The sequence below is a fragment of the Caballeronia arvi genome, assembly GCF_001544695.2.
Classification (GTDB): Bacteria; Pseudomonadota; Gammaproteobacteria; order Burkholderiales; family Burkholderiaceae; genus Caballeronia; species Caballeronia arvi.
This window is the reverse complement of sequence record NZ_FCOM02000019.1, coordinates 70,266-83,408: the sequence shown is the minus strand read 5'-3', so window position 1 is coordinate 83,408 and position 13,143 is coordinate 70,266. Positions and strand designations below refer to the sequence as shown.

Here is a 13,143-nt window from a genome sequence, read left to right as displayed (position 1 = left end):
ACGCCTAAGAAGTCTCGTCGATCCGATCGACACGCGCCCGGTGGAACGCGAGATAACCCTTGATCTTCGCGGCGGCGTCGGGCGGCGACTCGTAACTCCACGCGGCGTTCTCGACCGGGCCGTCTTCCGTCAGCAGATGATAGTGCGTGGCCTGGCCCTTCATCGGGCAATGCGTGATGTGAATCGAGCGTTCGAGGCGCGCCATGTTGACGTCGGCACGCGGGAAGTAGTGCACTTTTTCGGCGCCCGTCTCGACGAGCGTGAGCGCGGCGTGGGTATCGGCGTAGGTGACGCCCTGATGGATCACGCGGCAGCGCCGGCCGTTCGGCGTGACCTCGATCCCATGCGCCGCTTCGTGCCCGTCGTTGAGTTCCGTGCCCATCCTGATGCGCCTCCCGCGTCCGAACCGAAATGCCCAAGAAAAAGCCACGTGGCATCGAGATACCCGTGGCTTAATTATGAGACAAACTTCGGATGCTGGGTGAGCGCTTTCGATGCCTCGCGCGTTCCCTCTTGGACGCCCGCGCCTACTGAATGTTCCAGTGGAACGCGGCCTTGGCCTTGCCCGGACCGGCGACGCTCACCGCCTGCTTTTTCTCCTGATCCTTGTACTTCGCGTAGACCGTATAGCTGCCCGGCGGCAGCTTGACGAGCATGTACGGGCCCATCGATTCGGTGGAGAGCACTTCGCCGCCCTTCCCGCCGACGATGCGCACGGTCACGCCCGAGAGGTATTCGGTGGTCGGGCCCGTGAAGCGCAGCGACAGCGGCCAATGCGCCTGTTCGCGCAACAATGCGCGCGATTCGTCGAGTCCGACGCCGCCCGACGTGTACGAAACGTCGCCTTGCTGCTGGACTTGCGGCAGGCCGCCGCCGTTGGTGTTGCCGGCGCTCGAGGTATCGCTCGTGGTGCCGCCCGTCGTCGCGCCCGACGCCTGCGCCCAGGCGCCGCCCGCCATGCCCGCGCTCATCGCCGCAACGACCAGCGCGGCCGCCAGCCTGCCCGTGGTTCTGCTCGTCATGTTCGTGCTCCTTTTTCCGATGCCGCCGCGCCTCGAAAAGCGCGCCAGCGGCGTCACGCCCGATGCGCCGATATCACGCGATGGGGCACCAGGGAACCGTGGAGCACGGTTCGTGCCCGCATCGCGCCGACCGTCGCGCTCAGCCGAGATCGACCGGAACGAAGATCTGCGCGTCGTCGCGCTGGATCAAGAGCGCGATGCTGTCGCCCGCGCGCTGAACCATCGACTTCAACTGCTGCACGGACGTGACCGGCTGGCCGTTGACCGCGAGAATCACATCGCCCGGCTGGATGCCGGCGTTCGCCGCTGCGCCGTCGGCCTGCTGCACGAGCAGTCCGCGCGAGAGCGAATCGTTCTGCTTCTCTTCCGGCGTGAGCGGCCGCACCGCGACGCCGAGCCGCGCGTCCTGCGCCGACCCTCCGTCGTCGCCGCCGTTCGCTTTCGCGCTCGCAGTCTTCGCGTCCTTGAGCGCGCCGATCGTCACGCTCAGGTCCTTCGCGCTCTTGTCGCGCCACACCGTCACCTTCGCCGACGTGCCCGGCGAGAGGCCCGCGACCTGCGACGGCAGCGAGGTCGAATCCGTCACCGGCGCGCCGTTCAGCGCGGTGATGACGTCGCCCGGCTGCAGGCCCGCCTTCGCCGCCGGCCCGCCCGGCTCGACCGAGCTCACGAGCGCGCCTTGCGGCGATTTCATGCCGAATGAATTGGCGAGCGTCTGGTTCATGCCCTGCACCGTCACGCCGAGACGGCCGCGATCCACGTGACCCGTCTTGATGAGCGCATCCTTCACCTTGATTGCTTCATTGATCGGGATAGCGAACGAAAGACCCTGGAAGCCGCCGGTCTGCGAATAGATCATCGAGTTGATGCCGATGACTTCGCCTTGCAGATTGAAAAGCGGGCCGCCCGAGTTGCCGGGGTTCACGGGCACGTCGGTCTGGATGAACGGCGTGTAGTTCTCGTTGGGCAGCGCGCGCGATTTCGCGCTGATGATGCCCGAGGTCACGGTGTTGTCGAAGCCGTACGGCGAGCCGATCGCGACGACCCACTGCCCGACCTTGCTGCCGTTGGGATCGCCGATCTTCACGGTCGGCAGGTCCTTCGCGTCGATCTTCAGCACGGCGACGTCCGACTGCTTGTCCGCGCCGATGACCTTTGCGCGGTACTCACGCTTGTCCGTGAGCTTCACGGTGACGACATTGGCGTTATCGACGACGTGCGCATTCGTGAGGATATAGCCGTCGCTGCTCACGATGAAGCCGGAGCCGAGGCCTTCGCTCGGGCGATCCGCGGCGGGGCCGCCAGGACCGCCGGGGCCGCCGAAGCCCGGAATGCCGCCGAAGCGCTTGAAGAATTGATAGAACGGATCGTCGGGATCCATCGGCACCTGATTGCGGCTGCTGCGCGCCGACGTCTCCTTGACGACATGCTTCGCGCTGATGTTCACCACCGCCGGACCATAGGTTTCGACGAGGCCGGAGAAATCGGGTATGCCCGTCTTGGCTGCGGCTTCGGCGGGCATCAGCGCTGCCGCGGTCGCGGGCGAGATGACCTGCGGCGCAGGCACGTTGTTGTGACCGGCCACGTAGCCCGCCGACAGAGCAACGGCAACGGCCGCCGCGACGGCGCTACGGGTGAGGATCTTTGCTTTCATCGTGTGCTCCTGACGAGGGATGCGCTCCGGAAGAGCGCGCTATATCGATGAAAGGAGCTTACGGGGCGTCGCTTAAACCTTTCTTAAAAATCGAAGTTCGGTGGGAACTCTGAACAAAAAGGGCGCCTGTTCCGATGAACAGGCGCCCTTGGCACTACGACTTGCTTCTTCTGCGATTTACTGCGGGTACTGCTTTGCTTCACTGCTTCACTGCTTCACTGCTTCACTGCTTCACTGCTTCACTGCTTCACTGCTTCACTGCTTCACTGCTTCACTGCTTCACTGCTTCACTGCTTCACTGCTTCACTGCTTCACTGCTTCACTGCTTCACTGCTTCACTGCTTCACTGCTTCACTGCTGCGTTAATGCTACTGCCAACTGCCAACTTCCTTACTACGGACTGCTACGACAACTGCCTTCTACTGCTTACTTCAACTTCTTCCTGCACGACTACGCACTTCAACTTCTTCACTGCTACTACTGCCTGCTGCCTCAGAACACTCAACCAACAAGAGAGATATTAGCGATTCGGAAGTCTTGCTCGAAGCAGACGAATCCGAAAGAGTTCAATCCGATTGCGGCGCGTTCGCGGCCCCAGAAATGAACGGGGCGACTGCCCTTTCGGAAAGTCGCCCCGCATGCCGATTACGGCTGTCCTCAGAACTCGTAGCCGACCTGACCGCGCACGCCCGTGTCGCCGTGCGGCGTGAACGAAGCGGCTGCGTTCACGAGCCAGCGGTTGTTCATCGAACGATACGTGCCACCGATACCGACCGCGCTATAGCCCTTGTAGTTGGCAACGCCCGCGGCGACCACCGTCTTGCCCGGCTGGCTCGGCGTGAGGTTCGGCATGGCCATCGCGGCGGCGATGCCGGCAAACGCCTGACGCGCAACCGTATTGACGTTGCTCTGAACCGCGTTCAGCTGGTTCATGTTGACGGCGTCAGTCCCCTTCACGCCCGCGGCGACGTTCGTCACCCGGCGTTCGTTGCCTGCCGAGCCGACCGACACGGTGTTGTCTTCGTCGGCGACCGAACCATTGCCCAGTGCGACGGAGTTCGCGCCCGTAGCCTTCGCGCCATCGCCAATGGCGATCGCGCCGTTGCCGGTTGCCATTGCCGCCGGTTGCGCAGCCTGCGACGCCATGAAGGCACTGCCCGTCGCTTCGACGTTGTTCACGCGCTGCGTGAGGTCCGTGACGTTCGCGTTGGTCTGATAAAGCTGCGAGCCGTTCACTGCGTCGGTGCTGGTCGCGGTGAGCGCGCCAGCCGACACGCCCGTGACCGTGCGCGTGCCTTGCGTGCCCGTCATGTCGACGACGGTGCCGTCGGTGTCCTTCGCGACGGTGATGTTGCGCGTCGTCGCGTCCTGCCTGACGAGGCCGACATTACCACTCGACAGTTGCGTGTTGATGTTGCTGATGTCGGCGGTGTTCTGCGTCACTTGCTGATTGATCGCGTACAGTTGCGAGCCGTTCACCGCGTCGGTGCTCGTGGCAGAGATGTCGCCGTTGGCGACGTTGGTCACCTTATTGCCCGTCATGTCCAGATACTGATCCATCTGAATCTTCGAGGTGGCCGACATGTCGAGCACGCCGTCGCCGGCTGTGCCCATCGTAATACTCGACGTCGAGTTGCGCAGATCCACTGTATTGGCAGCACCGCAGCCGCTCAGGTTCGACTGCTTGCTATTGGAGTCGATCTTGTAGCCATCGTCCTTATTGCACATTTCGAGATAGGCTGCCGATGCAGGCGCGCTATATGCGACGACCAGTGCAGCCGCGCTCGCTCCGAGAAGGAGAACGCCGGCAGAAGCCGCCTTGTTGCTTTTGATTCCGGTACTGAATTTCATCTTGAGTCTACTGTCGGTCGCACGCGACCGTTCATTTCGAGGTGGTTTAAAAATTGCGCGAAAAGGAAACCCTCGATTCGAACGAACGCGAGATCTCCTCGGGCTCTGAAACCTAGGTGAGTCCTAGCATCGATTAACAATCGATCGCGGAAATTACCTTTGATCCATGCCTAACAACAGAATATGTCAATAATTTCACGCCTCTAAGCAGACAGTTCTTAAAGTGTCGCAATGTGGTATCACGGCACCGAGGCATTTCCCGTCGCAAAGAAGCAAATCGTCGCGTCAGAATTTCACGTGTACGGTCAGTCCGCCGCCTTTCGCCTCGAGAAGCGCCACGCGCGCGGCGTGCTGGTCTGCGATCCTGCGCACGATCGCCAGTCCCAGGCCGCTGCCCGAGACATCCGTGCGCGCCCGGTTCGCGCCCTCTCCCACGCGATAAAACCGGTCGAACACCCTTTCTCGTTCTTCTTGAGGAATGCCCGGCCCGGTATCGGCGATTTCGACGACGGGATGCCCGTCATTCAGCTTCAGGCAGACGTCGACGCGCCCGCCGCGCGGTGTGTACTTCGTCGCGTTGTCGATGAGGTTGTTGAACATCACGCGCAGTGCGTCGGGATCGCCGGTCACGGTCGCAGGCTCGCTCGCCTCGATGCCGAGATCGACGCCGCGCGCCTGTGCGACGAGCACATAGTTGCGTACGCAATCCTCGAGCAGCGCAGAAAGATTCACCGATGTACGCGCCGCCTTCGCATCCGGCTCCGCTCGCGCCAGTGCGAGCAGCTGCTCGGCGAGCCGCGTCGCGCGCGCGATGCCTGCGTTCAGGTCCGCGAGCGCCTCACGCCGCGTCACGTCGTCCTGTGCGCGGCCGACGAGTTGCGCCTGAATCTGCACGGCGGCGAGCGGCGTACGCAGTTCGTGCGCGGCATCGGCGACGAAGGCCTTCTGCGTATCGAGCGCCGCGGACAGGCGCGACAGCAGCGCATTCAACGCCCGCACCACGGGCCGCACTTCCTGCGGCAGACGTTGGTCGGAGAGCGGATCGAGCGCCTCGGGATGACGTGTATCGAGCGCGCGCGTCACGCGCTGCAAAGGCGCGAGCCCGCGTCCGACGATCACCCAGATCGCGACGCCGAGCAGCGGCAGCAACAGCACCAGCGGCCACAAGGTGCGCCAGGCGACGCCCGCCGCGACGCGATTGCGGATAGACAGCGGCTGCGCGAGCTGCACGACGTTGTCGCCGACGATCGCGCTATACACGCGCCATTCGCCGCGCGGCGTCATTTCGGTGGAGAAGCCGAGCTCCGCATGCGGCGCGAGCGGCACGCGCGGATGCGAGTAGTACATCAGCACGCCATTGCGATTCCAGATCTGGATGACGACGCCTTCGTCGCTTTCACTGCGCGACGAAAGCACCGACGAAAACGGCTCCGACGGCAACGCCGCCGCGATCTGCTGCAGTTGATAATCGAAGAGTTCGTTGGCTTCGGCGAGCGCCTGCCGATAGATGAGCCACCCGGCAAAGCCCACGCCGACGATCACGAGCGCGAGCAGCCAGATCAGCAATTGCCGGCGGATCGACCGCATCAGGCGTCCTTCGCGACCATGTAGCCGAGGCCACGCACGTTGCGGATGAGATCGGCGCCGAGCTTCTTTCTCAGCGAGTGGATATACACCTCGACGGTATTGCTGCCGATTTCCTCGCCCCAGCCGTAGATCTTCTCTTCGAGCTGGCTCTTCGACAGCACCGCGCCAGGCCGCGCCATCAGCGCTTCGAGCAACGCGAACTCGCGCGCGGACAACGCGACGGGATTGCCCGCGAGCGTCACTTGATGGCCGACCGGATCGAGCGTCAGTTCACCGTGCCGCACGAGCGATTCGCCGCGCCCGACGTGACGGCGGATCAGCGCACGCATGCGCGCGCCGAGCTCGTCGAGATCGAAGGGCTTCACGAGGTAATCATCGGCGCCGGCATCGAGTCCTTTCACGCGATCCGCGATGGCGTCGCGCGCGGTGACGATCAGCACCGGCAACGCGTTGGCCCGCGCGCGCAGCGTCTTCAGCACATCGAGGCCATCGCGCCTCGGCAGGCCGAGATCGAGCAGCATCAGGTCGTAGGACTCGCCGGCCACCGCCGTGAGCGCGGCCTCGCCGTCCTGCACCCAGTCGACTGCGAAGCCGTCGGCGCGCAGCGCACGGCGCACGCCTTCGGCGATCATCCGGTCATCTTCGACAAGCAGGATTCGCATGGCACATGTCTTTTCGTGATTACGGTTTATGTGAGGCAGGCAGCCCTGGGACCGCGATTCATTGTAGCCGCGAGGCCGCGCCACAGGCTTAAACGGGACTTAACCGCGCGCTTTGTCCATTTGCAGTATCGATGGACGACGACGATTTCCTGCCCGTACGATTTCCGCAAGCCAGCTTGTCTACAATAGCCGCTTCCCGCTGCGCGACGCCTGCCCGTGCGCCCGCCGCAGCCAGACATAAGCCCAAGAATCAGCCCAAGAACAACGCTCGTCCATGCCGCTCGCTTCCCGCTCCTCGTCCTTGCACAGCCGTCTTTCTTCGTTCGCGCTCGCCGCAGTCCTCGCCTGCGCGGCGCTCGGCCATGTGCCCGATGCCTTCGCGCGCGGCGGCACGAAAGCCGAATCGCAGGCGCAGTCGCCGGAACGCGCGGCGAAGGGCAAGCGCGCCGCCAAAAACGAGTCGAAAAGCGAAGCCAAGAGCAAGAAAGCCGGACACATCGCGAAAGCGAGCGTGCCGGCCGGCCCGCTGCCCGCATCGGTGATGACGGCGCTCGCGCGCGCCCACGTGCCGCTCTCGTCGATGAGCGTGGTCGTGCAGCGCATCGGCGCGCCGGTGCCGCTCGTCTCGGTCAACGCGAACGAGCCGATGCTGCCCGCCTCCACGATGAAGCTCGTCACCACGTACGCGGGCCTCTCGATACTCGGACCGGACTACCGCTGGAAGACGACCGCGTACGCCGACGGCGAGCCCGACGCGCAAGGCGTGCTGCACGGCAACCTCTACATTCAGGGCACGGGCGATCCGAAGCTCGTGCCGGAAGAGCTGATCGATCTCGTCGAGCAGATCCGCAAGAACGGCATCACCGGCATCGACGGCGCGCTCGTGCTCGACAAGCGCTATTTCGACGCCTCCACGCGCGATCTGCCCGCCTTCGACAACGACGACACCGCGCCCTACAACGTCGGCCCCGATCCGCTGCTGTATGCGTTCAAATCGCTGTCCTTCACCTTGACGCCGAGCGCGGACGGTCAAGTGGCCATCGACGTATTGCCGCAGCTCGCGCAACTGCAGATCGACAACGAACTGCGCGTCACGCGTGGCGCGTGCACGGGATCTTTGCAAGCGGCGTCGCCGAGCGTCGCGCAGACGCAGGGCGGCTTCGTGCAGGCGTCGTTCATCGGCGACTATCCGCTGCGCTGCGGCTCGCGCACGGTCAACGTCGCGGCGCTCGATCATTCGACCTTCTTCGCGGGCGGTTTTCTGGCGCTGTGGAAGCAGGCGGGCGGCACGTTCCAGGGCACGACGCGCGAAGGCCCGACGCCGTCGAACGCGCGGCTCGTCGGCACGCATCGCAGCCCGGTGCTGTCGGATGTCGTGCGCGACATCAACAAGTTCAGCAACAACGTGATGGCGCGCAACCTGTTCCTCACGATCGGCGCAGCGCAATCGAAGCCGCCCGCGACGACGGCGAAATCCGCCGCGGCGATTCAGTCGTTCCTGAAGCGCAGCGCCCTGCCGATGAACGGCCTCGCGCTCGACAACGGCTCGGGCCTTTCGCGCGATGAGCACATCACCGCGACTTCGCTCGCCGATCTCCTGCAGGCCGCGAACGCGAGCCCGGTCGCTCAGGTGTTCGTCGAATCGCTGCCGATCGCGGGCGTCGACGGCACGATGCGCAACCGTCTCACCAACGCGGGCGCGCTCGGCAACGCGCACATCAAGACCGGCACGCTGCGCGACGTGCGTGCGATCGCGGGCTATGTCGGCGCGGCGAACGGCGAGAGCTACGTGGTCGTGAGCTTCATCAACGATCCGCGCGCCGAAGCTGCGCGCGCCGCGCACGATGCGCTGCTCGAATGGGTCTACGAGGGCGCGCGCCGCGCGGATGTGGCGGAGTAGGCCCTGCTTTGCGATGTGCCGTGCGGGCACAATCGCCCGGCGCGACCGAAGATTTCTTCTACGAACTCGCGTTCGTTAAGGCGCGCGCGGCGTGTAAGGTGTCGGGCACGGCGCACGGCCGGGGTGCATCGCGCTTCAGGAGGGCGTGCGGCATCGCTTAATATGCAGCTATGCGGCGTGAAGACCGCAAGACGGTCAGGCGCCGCAACCGAACTAGAAAACATCGAAGAAGGGAGACGAGGTCCATGAAGAAGCAACGCTCGATGCGCGCCGCTCTGGTGCGCTTTGCTCAAGTCGCGACGGCCAGCGCGGCCTTTACCCTGCTCGCCGCGTGCGGCGGCGGCAGTGACGACAACAATTCCACGCCGGCGGGCGGCGTCAAGCTGCAGATCGTGTCCTTCGGCGACAGTCTTTCCGATGTCGGCACGTACTCGCCCGTCGCGGCGGCGAATTTCGGCGGCGGGCGATTCACGACGAATCCGGGTCAGGTCTGGGTGCAGAACGTCGCGCAGTATTACGGCGATACGCTGACGCCCGCGATGACGGGCGGGTTTGGGGTCGCGCCACAGACGCAGGCGGGTTTGGGGTATGCGCAGGGTGGCGCGCTGGTGACGAATCCGATCGGTATCAACCACGTGTCGAACGATCCTGCGAATTACACCGGCGCGTTGACGGTGCCGATCGTGCAGCAGGTGACGAACTATCTCAGCGCGCACGGCAGCTTCAATTCGAACCAGCTCGTGATCGTCAATGGCGGCGGCAACGACATCCTCTATAACTTCCAAGCGGCCCAGACGGGCGCGATCACGCCTGCTCAGGCTAGCGCGGCGATCGGCAAGGCGGCTATCGATCTCGCGGGCGTGATCGGCAAGGTCTTGCAGAGCGGCGCGACGCACGTGCTGGTGTCGAATGTGCCGGACATCGGCACGACGCCGCAGGGCGTGATGAGTTCGGCGGCGAATCGCGCGTTGCTCACGCAGGCATCGCTCGGGTTCAACCAGGCGCTCGCAGCGGCGTTGACGCAAGGGGGGCTGATGTCGAAGGTGATTTATCTCGACATCGTGCCGGTCCTTGCCAATGTCACGGCGAATTTTTCGCAGTTCGGATTCACGGTGTCGAATACGGGCACGGCCTGTAATCTGCAGGCGATGGCGGCGGCGGCGCAAAAGTTCGGCGAACCGAACCCGGCTGCTTTCGCTACTTCGCTGTTTTGCTCGCCGGAGACTTTGACCGTAGCTGGCGCGGATCAGACGTACATGTACGCCGACACCGTGCATCCGACGACGCATCTGGGCGCGTTGTATGCGCAAGCAGCGGAGCAGGCGGTTGCGAAGTCGGGGTTGGGGAAGTAAGGGATTTCTTCCAAGGATGGAAAAAACCGCTCGGGCGAGGGATCGTCCGGGCGGTTTTTGTTTTGATGATTCAGTGGTCTCCGCGGGGGCAGAGGAATGGCGCTGCCTGCGGCCATGCGGATGCGCTTGCCGGTCTATCTCCGCTAACGCGGTGGAACCCCCAGATCATAACCATCTGATCCAAAAGCGAAATCCCTACAACGCATCTTCGCAGTTGAGTCAGACGCGCAGCGAATCACTCTTCCGCCTCAAACGCCGCCGCCGCCCTTCCCAACCGATCGTTGACCGCAATCCACTCAACCGTCTCCGGCAGCTTCTCGATCAGAATCCGTTCCACATTCGCCCGATCGAGCGCGCGCAGCAAACCATATAGCCCGCGCGCATACGACTGCGGATCTTCCGGCGCCGCCACGAAGTGAACATGGGCGGCATGCGCCCATTCCCCCGCGCTCGACGGCCGCGCCACCAGCGCAATCTTCCTGTCGCCACCACGACGAAGCATCGCCTCGATCGACGAAAACGGCAGCAGCAAAAGCGGTGTCCTCGGCGCGTAATGCGCCTTCAACGTCCCCGAAGCCCTCGGCGCCGTCGCATCCGACCCATCGGGCAACTTCGGCGCAACGCCGATCACATCCGCGATCTCCCGCGGACTCACATGCCCCGGCCTCAACAACGCCGGAAACCCCCGCGACAAATCCAGAATCGTCGATTCGATGCCGACATCCGCCGCGCCGCCATCGAGCACATGCACCACGCCGCCGAACTCATCGCGCACATGCTGCGCCGTCGTCGGGCTTACGTGCCCGAAGCGATTCGCCGACGGCCCCGCCACCCCGCCCTGCTTCCCGCTACCAAGACGCCGCGCGTGAAACGCCGACAACAACTGCTGCGCCACCGGATGCGACGGACACCGCACGCCCACCGAATCCTGACCGCCGCTCACGGCCGCCGGAATATGCGCGGCGCGCTTGAGAATCAGCGTCAACGGGCCGGGCCAGAACGCATCGATGAGCTTTTGCGCATCGGCGGGCAGCTCGCGCACCCAATAGCCCGGATCGGCCTCGGGCGCGAGATGCACGATCACCGGATGATTGGCCGGCCGCCCTTTCGCCGCATAGATGCGCGCGATGGCGTCGGGATTCTCGGCGTCGCCGCCGAGCCCGTACACCGTCTCGGTCGGGAACGCGACGAGTTCGCCGGCATCGAGCAAGGCTGCGGCTTCATCGATCTGCGCCGCACTCGGATAAATGATGGTCATTGCTTCGACAACAAAAGAAACTCAATCGAGCACGATATGCAGCATGCGCGCGCAGTCACGCGCCGCCGTGCGCGCCTCCTCGAGCGTCGCCGCCGTGAAATTGATGTGGCCCATCTTGCGGCCGCGGCGCGCGTCTTCCTTGCCGTACAGATGCAGCCGCGCCGATGGCATCGCGGCAACTTCGGCCCACGCGGGTGCGCGTGCCTTGTCAGCGTCGAACCAGATATCGCCGAGCAGATTCAGCATCGCGGCAGGCGAGTGCTGGCGCGTGTCGCCGAGCGGCATGCCGGTCATCGCGCGCACTTGCTGCTCGAACTGGCTCGTTGCGCAGGCATCGACCGTATAGTGGCCGGAATTGTGCGGACGCGGCGCCATCTCGTTGGCGATCAGCGAACCGTCTTCCAGCACGAAGAATTCGACGCACAGCACGCCGACATAACCCAGCTTCGCCGCGATGGTCAGCGCCGCGTCCTGCGCCTGAGCGACAAGCGCATCGGAGGCATCGGGCGCGGGCACGACCGTCTTCGCGAGAATGCCGCTCACGTGCACGTTCTGCGCTAGCGGAAACACGGCGGACTTGCCGTCGCCCCCGCGCGCGATCAGCACGGACACTTCGTACTTGAGCGGCATGCGCTTTTCCAGCACACACGGCACGCCAGAAAGCGATGCATGCGCGTTGCGCACTTCAGCGACATTGCGCACGCTGACCTGGCCCTTGCCGTCGTAGCCGAGACGGGCGGTCTTCAGAATGCCCGGCAGCACGGCAGCGATCTTGTCGTCGGGAATCGCGGCGAGCGCCTGCGCCGATTCGATCACGACATGCGGCGCGACCGGCACGCCCGATTCCGCGATGAAGCGCTTCTCCGCGACGCGATCCTGCGCAATCGCCACGCAGCTCGCCGCGGGACTGACGAACGTGCACGACGCGAGGAATTCGAGGCTCGCGGACGGCACGTTCTCGAATTCCGTCGATACCGCCGCGCACAGCCGGCCGAGCTCGGTGAGCGCGGCGCGGTCGTCGTAGGCCGCGCGGATGTGGCGGTCCGCGACAGCGCCCGCGGGGCTCGTCTCGTCCGGATCGAGGACGGCGACGCGATAGCCCATCGATTGTGCGGCGAAGCAGAACATGCGGCCGAGCTGGCCGCCGCCGACCATGCCGAGCCACGCGCCCGGCAGAATCGGAGAAATTGGGGAGTTTTGTGGGTTCATCGTGGGGCTGAACGTGGGCTACGTTGCGTTTCGTGTGCGACGCGCACTGCCAGTTGCTGCTTTCACAGAAAACGATGCGGCGAAGTGGGACTAGCAACTCCGCCGCGTACTTGCATCACCGATCGAATCAAAGCGGCGGCAACGCCATGTCGCGCGCGGCCTGATTCTGTTTCACGCGGAAAGCGGCGAGCGCATCGGCGTACTTCGAATCCGTCGCGCTCAGAATCGATACCGCGAACAGCGCCGCGTTCGCCGCGCCCGCCTCGCCGATGGCGAACGTCGCGACCGGCACGCCCTTGGGCATCTGCACGATCGAATGCAGCGAATCGACGCCCTTCAGATACCGGCTCGCGACCGGCACGCCGAGCACTGGCAGCGTCGTCTTCGCAGCGAGCATGCCCGGCAGATGCGCCGCGCCGCCCGCACCCGCGATGATCGCGACGATGCCACGCCCGCGCGCGCTTTCGGCATAAGCAAACATCTCGTCCGGCATGCGATGCGCCGACACGACCTTCGCCTCGTACGGCACGCCGAATTCCTGAAGAATCGCGACGGCGTTCTTCATCACGTCCCAGTCGGAGCTGGAGCCCATCAACACGCCGATGACCGGCTTGTCATGCGTATGAACTTCGTTCGTCATCTTCTTTC

The 13,143-nt window shown here is 64.5% G+C and carries 10 protein-coding genes and 2 pseudogenes; 2 read left to right on the top strand and 10 right to left on the bottom strand.

What is annotated here, in order from left to right:
* Positions 1-4 precede the first annotated feature (4 nt).
* The 7 genes and pseudogenes from AWB74_RS21480 to AWB74_RS21450 form a co-directional block, all read right to left on the bottom strand.
* On the bottom strand, positions 5-382 hold the full coding sequence (locus AWB74_RS21480) for a DUF427 domain-containing protein (protein WP_061148746.1): 378 nt from the start codon (positions 380-382) through the stop codon (positions 5-7).
* A gap of 145 nt (positions 383-527) precedes the next feature.
* A complete protein-coding gene (locus tag AWB74_RS21475; RefSeq protein ID WP_061148780.1) occupies positions 528-1,022 on the bottom strand; it encodes a peptidase associated/transthyretin-like domain-containing protein in 495 nt (164 codons plus the stop codon).
* 139 nt (positions 1,023-1,161) lie between these two features.
* Positions 1,162-2,676 (bottom strand): DegQ family serine endoprotease, encoded by a 1,515-nt coding sequence (locus AWB74_RS21470; protein WP_061148745.1) that lies wholly within the window; start codon positions 2,674-2,676, stop codon positions 1,162-1,164.
* A 657-nt stretch (positions 2,677-3,333) separates the two neighbouring features.
* Positions 3,334-3,501, bottom strand: a pseudogene (locus tag AWB74_RS49020) (YadA C-terminal domain-containing protein); the annotation flags it as partial.
* Positions 3,502-3,594: 93 nt separating this feature from the next.
* A pseudogene (locus AWB74_RS49015) lies at positions 3,595-4,200 on the bottom strand (YadA family autotransporter adhesin); the annotation flags it as partial.
* 612 nt (positions 4,201-4,812) lie between these two features.
* Entirely contained in the window at positions 4,813-6,114 is a 1,302-nt protein-coding gene (locus AWB74_RS21455) for an ATP-binding protein (RefSeq protein WP_061148743.1), read from the bottom strand.
* Positions 6,114-6,776 carry a response regulator gene (locus AWB74_RS21450; RefSeq protein ID WP_061148742.1) on the bottom strand — a complete coding sequence of 221 codons (663 nt, stop codon included), beginning with the start codon at positions 6,774-6,776 and terminating at the stop codon, positions 6,114-6,116. Before AWB74_RS21450 ends, AWB74_RS21455 begins: the two co-directional genes overlap by 1 nt.
* 274 nt (positions 6,777-7,050) lie before the next feature.
* Between AWB74_RS21450 and dacB the strand changes: the two genes are divergently transcribed.
* Entirely contained in the window at positions 7,051-8,676 is a 1,626-nt protein-coding gene (dacB, locus tag AWB74_RS21445) for a D-alanyl-D-alanine carboxypeptidase/D-alanyl-D-alanine endopeptidase (RefSeq protein ID WP_061148741.1), read from the top strand.
* 245 nt (positions 8,677-8,921) lie between these two features.
* Entirely contained in the window at positions 8,922-10,028 is a 1,107-nt protein-coding gene (locus tag AWB74_RS21440; protein WP_061148740.1) for an SGNH/GDSL hydrolase family protein, read from the top strand.
* Between the two features lie 235 nt (positions 10,029-10,263).
* Here the strand turns inward: AWB74_RS21440 and AWB74_RS21435 are convergent, their stop codons facing one another.
* The 3 genes from AWB74_RS21435 to purE form a co-directional block, all read right to left on the bottom strand.
* The gene (locus AWB74_RS21435) at positions 10,264-11,286 is read right to left on the bottom strand and encodes an L-threonylcarbamoyladenylate synthase (RefSeq protein ID WP_061148739.1); all 1,023 of its coding nucleotides are present in this window, start codon (positions 11,284-11,286) and stop codon (positions 10,264-10,266) included.
* Positions 11,287-11,307: 21 nt separating this feature from the next.
* The gene (locus AWB74_RS21430; RefSeq protein WP_061148738.1) at positions 11,308-12,495 is read right to left on the bottom strand and encodes a 5-(carboxyamino)imidazole ribonucleotide synthase; all 1,188 of its coding nucleotides are present in this window, start codon (positions 12,493-12,495) and stop codon (positions 11,308-11,310) included.
* Positions 12,496-12,622: 127 nt separating this feature from the next.
* Complete coding sequence (gene purE, locus AWB74_RS21425; RefSeq protein ID WP_061148737.1) at positions 12,623-13,135, bottom strand: 5-(carboxyamino)imidazole ribonucleotide mutase; 513 nt, start codon at positions 13,133-13,135, stop codon at positions 12,623-12,625.
* Positions 13,136-13,143 lie beyond the last annotated feature (8 nt).

Bases quoted from the DNA above. Each gene is read 5' to 3' on its own strand.
- dacB (WP_061148741.1), top strand. From the start codon at position 7,051: ATGCCGCTCGCTTCCCGCTCCTCGTCCTTGCACAGCCGTCTTTCTTCG.
- AWB74_RS21480 (WP_061148746.1), bottom strand. From the start codon at position 382: ATGGGCACGGAACTCAACGACGGGCACGAAGCGGCGCATGGGATCGAG.
- AWB74_RS21450 (WP_061148742.1), bottom strand. From the start codon at position 6,776: ATGCGAATCCTGCTTGTCGAAGATGACCGGATGATCGCCGAAGGCGTG.
- AWB74_RS21475 (WP_061148780.1), bottom strand. From the start codon at position 1,022: ATGACGAGCAGAACCACGGGCAGGCTGGCGGCCGCGCTGGTCGTTGCG.
- AWB74_RS21430 (WP_061148738.1), bottom strand. From the start codon at position 12,495: ATGAACCCACAAAACTCCCCAATTTCTCCGATTCTGCCGGGCGCGTGG.
- AWB74_RS21455 (WP_061148743.1), bottom strand. From the start codon at position 6,114: ATGCGGTCGATCCGCCGGCAATTGCTGATCTGGCTGCTCGCGCTCGTG.
- AWB74_RS21435 (WP_061148739.1), bottom strand. From the start codon at position 11,286: ATGACCATCATTTATCCGAGTGCGGCGCAGATCGATGAAGCCGCAGCC.
- AWB74_RS21440 (WP_061148740.1), top strand. From the start codon at position 8,922: ATGAAGAAGCAACGCTCGATGCGCGCCGCTCTGGTGCGCTTTGCTCAA.
- AWB74_RS21470 (WP_061148745.1), bottom strand. From the start codon at position 2,676: ATGAAAGCAAAGATCCTCACCCGTAGCGCCGTCGCGGCGGCCGTTGCC.
- purE (WP_061148737.1), bottom strand. From the start codon at position 13,135: ATGACGAACGAAGTTCATACGCATGACAAGCCGGTCATCGGCGTGTTG.